7 protein-coding genes are annotated in these 5,799 nt (G+C 72.3%); 5 read left to right on the forward strand and 2 right to left on the reverse strand.

What is annotated here, in order from left to right; translation table 11 throughout:
* Window positions 1-310 precede the first annotated feature (310 nt).
* Window positions 311-1,720, forward strand: coding sequence for a class II fumarate hydratase (locus E1258_RS29100; RefSeq protein WP_207919796.1), 1,410 nt, complete (start codon window positions 311-313; stop codon window positions 1,718-1,720).
* Window positions 1,721-1,734: 14 nt separating this feature from the next.
* Here the strand turns inward: E1258_RS29100 and E1258_RS29105 are convergent, their stop codons facing one another.
* Window positions 1,735-2,076 carry a hypothetical protein gene (locus tag E1258_RS29105; protein WP_243715765.1) on the reverse strand — a complete coding sequence of 114 codons (342 nt, stop codon included), beginning with the start codon at window positions 2,074-2,076 and terminating at the stop codon, window positions 1,735-1,737.
* Window positions 2,077-2,333: 257 nt separating this feature from the next.
* On the opposite strand from E1258_RS29105, the gene E1258_RS29110 reads away from it, so the two are divergent.
* From E1258_RS29110 to E1258_RS29120, 3 genes are all read left to right on the forward strand, one after another.
* Window positions 2,334-3,146, forward strand: coding sequence for a helix-turn-helix transcriptional regulator (locus E1258_RS29110; protein WP_132406749.1), 813 nt, complete (start codon window positions 2,334-2,336; stop codon window positions 3,144-3,146).
* Window positions 3,137-3,319, forward strand: coding sequence for a DUF397 domain-containing protein (locus E1258_RS29115; RefSeq protein ID WP_132406751.1), 183 nt, complete (start codon window positions 3,137-3,139; stop codon window positions 3,317-3,319). Before E1258_RS29110 ends, E1258_RS29115 begins: the two co-directional genes overlap by 10 nt.
* 173 nt (window positions 3,320-3,492) lie before the next feature.
* Window positions 3,493-4,107, forward strand: a complete 615-nt coding sequence (locus E1258_RS29120) for a GNAT family N-acetyltransferase (protein ID WP_132406753.1) — start codon at window positions 3,493-3,495, stop codon at window positions 4,105-4,107.
* 158 nt (window positions 4,108-4,265) lie between these two features.
* Here E1258_RS29120 and E1258_RS29125 read toward each other — a convergent pair whose 3' ends face one another.
* Window positions 4,266-4,811, reverse strand: a complete 546-nt coding sequence (locus tag E1258_RS29125) for a CGNR zinc finger domain-containing protein (protein WP_132406755.1) — start codon at window positions 4,809-4,811, stop codon at window positions 4,266-4,268.
* Between the two features lie 90 nt (window positions 4,812-4,901).
* Between E1258_RS29125 and E1258_RS29130 the strand changes: the two genes are divergently transcribed.
* Window positions 4,902-5,799, forward strand: an 898-nt coding sequence (locus E1258_RS29130) for a DMT family transporter (protein WP_132406757.1), incomplete at its 3' end; no start/stop codon positions are given.

The raw sequence follows: 5,799 nt of genomic DNA on the forward strand, positions 1-5,799 counted from the left end.
GTGTAGCTCACACTGGCCGGCAGGACGTACTGGGCCACGCCGGCGGCGGCCGGCCCGGTGGTGACAGCCAGCGCGCCCGCGCCGGCGAGCAGGCCGGCGAGGCCCGCGGTGAAAATCCGGCGCGGTGCGCGCCGGAGGCGTCCCGGAGGGACGCCGGTGGAACCCCCGTTGAACTGCAAGGTGAGCCCCTTCGGTGGGAGACAACGATTCCATGATCTTAACTACGTGACTGTCTCCGCGCCTTCGTCTTTCGGCCCGCCCGCCCACTCGAGCGGGCGATCATCTGCGGGCTGGCGACGGCCGGGGCAGGATGGTATGCGTGACGACTCCAGAGGCAGCGGGCTACCGGATCGAACGCGACTCAATGGGCGAGGTGGAGGTGCCCGCCGAGGCGCTGTGGCGCGCGCAGACCCAGCGCGCGGTGCAGAACTTTCCGATCTCCGGCCGGGGAATCGAGCCGGCCCAGATCAAGGCCCTGGCCCAGATCAAGGGCGCGGCGGCGCAGGTCAACGGCGAGCTGGGCGTGATCGACGCGGAGGTGGCCGCCGCGATCGCCACCGCCGCCGCCCACGTGGCCGACGGCGGGTACGACGACCAGTTTCCCATCGACGTGTTCCAGACCGGCTCGGGGACCTCGTCGAACATGAACACCAACGAGGTCATCGCCACCCTGGCCAGCCGGGAACTGGGTCGGGACGTGCACCCGAACGACGACGTGAACGCCTCGCAGTCCAGCAACGACGTCTTCCCGTCATCCATCCACCTGGCGGCGACGCAGTTCGTCGTCGAGGACCTGATCCCGTCGCTGACCCACCTCGCCGAGGCGCTGGAGGCCAAGTCGGCCGAGTTCGAGACCGTGGTCAAGGCCGGGCGCACCCACCTGATGGACGCCACGCCCGTCACCCTCGGCCAGGAGTTCGGCGGGTACGCCGCCCAGGTCCGCTACGGCGTCGAGCGGCTGGAGGCTGCGCTGCCCCGGCTGGCCGAGCTGCCGCTGGGCGGCACCGCCGTGGGCACCGGGATCAACACTCAGCTCGGCTTCGCGGCGGCGGTGATCGCCAGGCTGCGTGAGTTCACCGAGCTGCCCCTGACCGAGGCGCGCAACCACTTCGAGGCGCAGGGCGCTCGGGACGCGCTGGTGGAGACGTCCGGGCAACTCCGCACCATCGCCGTCGGCCTCTACAAGATCGCCAACGACATCCGGTGGATGGGCTCCGGCCCTCGCGCCGGCCTGCGCGAGCTGCGCATCCCGGACCTCCAGCCCGGCTCGTCGATCATGCCGGGCAAGGTCAACCCGGTGGTCGCCGAGGCGGTGCGGCAGGTCTGCGCCCAGGTGATCGGCAACGACGCGGCGGTCGGGTTCGCCGGGTCGCAGGGCGACTTCGAGCTGAACGTCATGCTTCCGGTGATGGCCCGCAACCTGCTGGAGTCGATCCGGCTGCTGGCCGCGTCGAGCCGCCTGCTCGCCGACCGCTGCGTGGCCGGCCTGGTCGCGAACGCGGACGTCTGTCTCGCGTACGCGGAAGGCTCGCCGTCGATCGTCACCCCCCTCAACCGCCACCTCGGGTACGACGAGGCCGCCTCCATCGCCAAGGAGGCGTTGGCCAAGGAGATGGCGATCCGCGACGTGGTGATCGCCCGGGGGCACGTGGCCAACGGCAGGCTCACCGGCGAGCAACTCGACGAGGCCCTCGACCTGCTCCGGATGACGCATCCCTGACGCCACGTGCCGGGTCACGCCGGGCCTGGGTGGTCGCCGCCGCCGGGGCCGGGACCCGGGCCGCGTACCCAGCCGAGGAACCGGTCGAACAGGGATCGCGGGTCGGGGCCGTCGTGCGGGTGCAGCCGGTACAAATCGGCGGTCGCCTCGTGCAGCACCGCGCAGAGGTAGACGTGCAACCCGATCTTGTCGTGCGCGTACTCCTGCCGGAGGGTGAGCCGCGCGAAGGCGCACGGCCAGGGCGCGGCGCAGGCCCGGCACAGCCAGAGCGGCCGAAGCGCTGTGTGAGCCGCCTCCGGCCGGCGCTGCGGGGTCGGCGGGTGTGCGGCTCGTTGGTTGCGCGCGGGTCGGGGCATGGAGCGGCCTCCCTACGGGGTTGAGTCATCTGCGTCATCGCCCCCTGTGGGGCGCCCGGCCGGGGGAGCGGGGCGGCCCCGGTGGACGCCGGGACGGGGGGATAGGCCACTTTGGCCGTCCGCCCTTCACAGTCTGGTGAGCGCACCGCTACGTTCGGAAGTGTCTCCGGCCGTTGTGGGAGCCGGGGTGCTCCGGGTGTTGCCGCAGGTGGCGGCACATCGGAGTGGATCACCGTGACGGTGGAGGGTGGTTGTTGATGACCGGTGGGCGGATGACGGCGGCGGCTTTCCTGGTCGCGGAGCTGCGCCGGGCGCGGATGCGCCGGGGCTGGAGCCAGGAGGAGCTGGCGAAGGCGATCAACTACTCGCCGTCGCTGGTGAGCGCCGTCGAGCTGGGACAGCAGCCGCCCGCCGCGAAATACCTGGAGCTGGTCGACGAGGCGCTCGACAGCGGCGGCCTCTTCGGTCGCATGCTCGCCGAGCTGGTCAGCCTGGACAAGGCCCAGGTCTGGCTGCGTGGCTGGCGGGCGATCCTGGACCAGGCCCGCGCGCTGCGCTGGTTCGATCCGCTGCACGTGCCCGGCCTCTTCCAGACCGAGGCGTACGCCCGCGCCGTCTTCGAGGCGGGCGGCATCCTTGAGCCCGACGAGGTCGAGCGCCGACTGACCGACCGTATGGAGAGTCAGCGCGTCCTCTACGGAGACCGTCCGCCGCAGGTGGTCGCCGTGTTGGACGAGGCGCCCCTTCGACGCCGGGTCGGTGGGCGCAAGGTGATGTGCGACCAGGCGGCGCACCTCGCCAGGATCGCCACCGAGCACCCGCGGGTCCGGCTGCACGTCGTGCGTTCCTCCGCCGAGGAGCACCCCGCGCTCAACGGCCCATTCATCCTGGCGACCCTCCGGGATGGAGCCGAGCTGGCCTTTCTCGGTGGCCAGATCGGCGGCCAGGAACTGGACCGGCGCGAGGATCTGTCTCGGCTCCAACAGGTGTGGGAGGTTACCCTCGGCGCGGCGTTGCCGCCGGAGGAGTCCATCGAGTTGCTGAGGGAAGTGGCGGAGTCATGGAGCTGATCGGTGCCCGGTGGCGCAAGAGCAGTCGCAGCGGTCAGAACGATCAGTGTGTGGAGGTGGCGACGAATCTTTCCGGGGTGGTCGGGGTGCGGGACAGCAAGGATCCTTCGGGGCCGGTGCTGACCATCGACCCGTACGCGTGGCGGGCCTTCGTCGCGGCACCCCCGCGCTGACCGGTCGGTGACGCCCCCGAGGGTCGGTTGATCGACTTCATGTCTGCGACATGGCGGTATCCGGCGGCTGGGATACCGCTACCTGCCCGACATGATCTTTAGCCCGACGGGGATGCCGCCACGTCGCCGACATTGCGGTCGACTGGCCGGGCGGGGCGGGGCATCATCGCCCCATGACGGGCGTGACGGGGGTCGACGGGTCCGGGGCGGTCCTGCTGGAGACCGAGCGGCTGCGGCTGCGCCGGTTCACGGAGGCGGACGCCGACGCCCTGACGGAGCTGGACTCGGACCCGGAGGTCATGCGCTACCTGACCGGGGGTAGGCCCACCCCTGCCGACGTGGTCCGGGGCGAGCTGCTGCCCCGCCTGCTGGCCGGGTACGACCGGTGCCCCGGCCTGGGCCGGTGGGCCGCTGTCGACCGGGTGACGGGCACGTTCCTCGGCTGGTTCGCCCTGGACGCTCCGAGGGCGGAACCCCTGCTTGGGCCGGTGCCGGTGACGCAGGCCGAGCTGGGGTACCGGCTGCGGCGGGCGGCGTGGGGACGCGGCCTGGCCACCGAGGGGTCCCGTGCCCTGCTCCGGCACGCGTTCACCGCCCTCGGCCTGGCCCGGGTGTGGGCGGAGACGATGGCGGTCAACACGCCCTCCCGGCGGGTGATGGAGAAAACCGGCCTGCGGTACGTGCGCACGTTCCACCTGCACTGGGACGACCCGATCGAGGGCACCGAGCACGGCGAGGTCGAGTACGAGCTGCTCCGCGAGGAGTGGGCGGCACGCGAGGCCGGTTGATCGACTTCATGTCGGACAGGTGGCGGCATCCGTCGGCTGGGGTACCGCCACCTGCCCGACATGATCTTCAGCCCGGCTGAGATGCCGCCACGTCGCCGACATGGCGGCGCTGTCCCGGCGCACGGCGCAGCCCAGCGGCGAGGCCGAGCGGCCCCGGTTCAGGGGCGGGTGGCGGCCCGGCGTGCGCGATAGGCGGTGACCGCGGCCCGGTTGCCGCAGCCGGCGTCGCAGTACCGGCGGGACCTGTTCTTGGACAGGTCGACCAGCACGTTGTCGCAGTCCGGGTGCTCGCACACGCGTAGCCGGCCCAGCTCGCCGCCGCGTACCAAATCGGCGAGGGCCATCGCGGCCTCGACGGCCATCCGGGTGGCCAGCGGTGCGTCCCTCGGCACGGCGTGCAGGTGGTACGGCTCGTCGTCGTGCCGGATGAGCTGCGGCAGCGCCCCCGCGTCGCGCAGCAGCCCGTTGACGGTGGCGACGATCTCGTCGGTGTCGGCGTACCAGATCCGGCGTAGCCGGGGGCGCAGCTCCCGGACGGACCGCAGCTCCGCTTCGGTGTGCTCGTGCCGGCCGGTCCAGCCGTGCGTGGCGAGGAACGCGTCCAGGGCCGCCACGTCGGGCAGTGCCTCGCCGTGGCGGCCTCCGGTGTTGACGAGGGCGGCGGCGGCGATCAGCGCGGGCTCGGTGTCATGGGCGAAAAGCAACTTGACTCCTGTCGGGCGACCGATCTAGCGTCACGAGCATAATCTGCTTCACTCATGACATTCGAGCTCATGACGTTCCGAGGAGAGTCGATGCGTCAACGAACCGCCGGTGCCGGCCTTGGCCTGGCGCTGCTGTCGGCCGTCACCTTCGCCACCTCGGGCATCTTCGCCCGGTCGCTGATCGAGGCCGGGTGGTCCGCGGAGGCCGTGGTGATCGCCCGGGTCGGCACCGCCGCCGCTGTCCTCGCGGTGCCGGCGGTGCTGGCCCTGCGCGGCCGGTGGGACGTGCTGCGGCGCAACCTCGTCTCCGTGGGCGCGTTCGGGCTGCTCGCCGTCGCCCTGGCCCAGGCGTGCTTCTTCAACGCCGTGCGCTACCTTCCGGTCGGCGTGGCGCTGCTGCTGGAGTACCTCGGCATCGTCCTCGTGGTCGGCTGGATGTGGGCGGCGCACGGGCAGCGCCCGCGCCGGCTGACCGTGGCCGGATCGGTGGCCGCGCTCGCCGGCCTCCCCGCCGTACTGGACCTGACCGGGGCCGGCCGCCTCGACCCGGTCGGCGTGCTCTGGGGGCTGGGCGCGGCGGTCGGCCTGGCCGGGTACTTCGTGATCGCCGGGCGGCTCGACGACGGCCTGCCGTCGGTGGCGATGGCCAGCGCCGGGATGGGCGTCGGCGCGGCGGCCCTGCTCGTGCTCGGCCTCGCCGGGGCGCTGCCGCTGCGGGCCGTCTTCGGCGAGGTGACCTTCGCGGGGCAGCGCACGAGTTGGTTGGTGCCCATCGTCGGCCTGTCGCTGGTCGCCGCGGTCGTCGCGTACCTGACCGGGATCGCCGCGACCCGGATTCTCGGTGCCCGGCTGTCGTCGTTCATCGGGCTGACCGAGGTGATGTTCGCGGTGCTCATCGCCTGGCTGGTGCTGGGCGAACTGCCGACGGTGGTGCAACTGCTCGGCGGTGCCCTGATCGTCGCCGGGGTCGCCCTGGTCCGGGTCGACG

Source organism: Micromonospora sp. KC207 (assembly GCF_004348615.1).
In the GTDB taxonomy this organism is placed as follows: domain Bacteria; phylum Actinomycetota; class Actinomycetes; order Mycobacteriales; family Micromonosporaceae; genus Micromonospora.

Excerpts from the sequence above, each read along its gene's own strand:
- E1258_RS29100 (WP_207919796.1), top strand. The coding sequence starts at position 311 with ATGGTATGCGTGACGACTCCAGAGGCAGCGGGCTACCGGATCGAACGC.
- E1258_RS29105 (WP_243715765.1), bottom strand. The coding sequence starts at position 2,076 with ATGCCCCGACCCGCGCGCAACCAACGAGCCGCACACCCGCCGACCCCG.
- E1258_RS29110 (WP_132406749.1), top strand. The coding sequence starts at position 2,334 with ATGACCGGTGGGCGGATGACGGCGGCGGCTTTCCTGGTCGCGGAGCTG.
- E1258_RS29115 (WP_132406751.1), top strand. The coding sequence starts at position 3,137 with ATGGAGCTGATCGGTGCCCGGTGGCGCAAGAGCAGTCGCAGCGGTCAG.
- E1258_RS29120 (WP_132406753.1), top strand. The coding sequence starts at position 3,493 with ATGACGGGCGTGACGGGGGTCGACGGGTCCGGGGCGGTCCTGCTGGAG.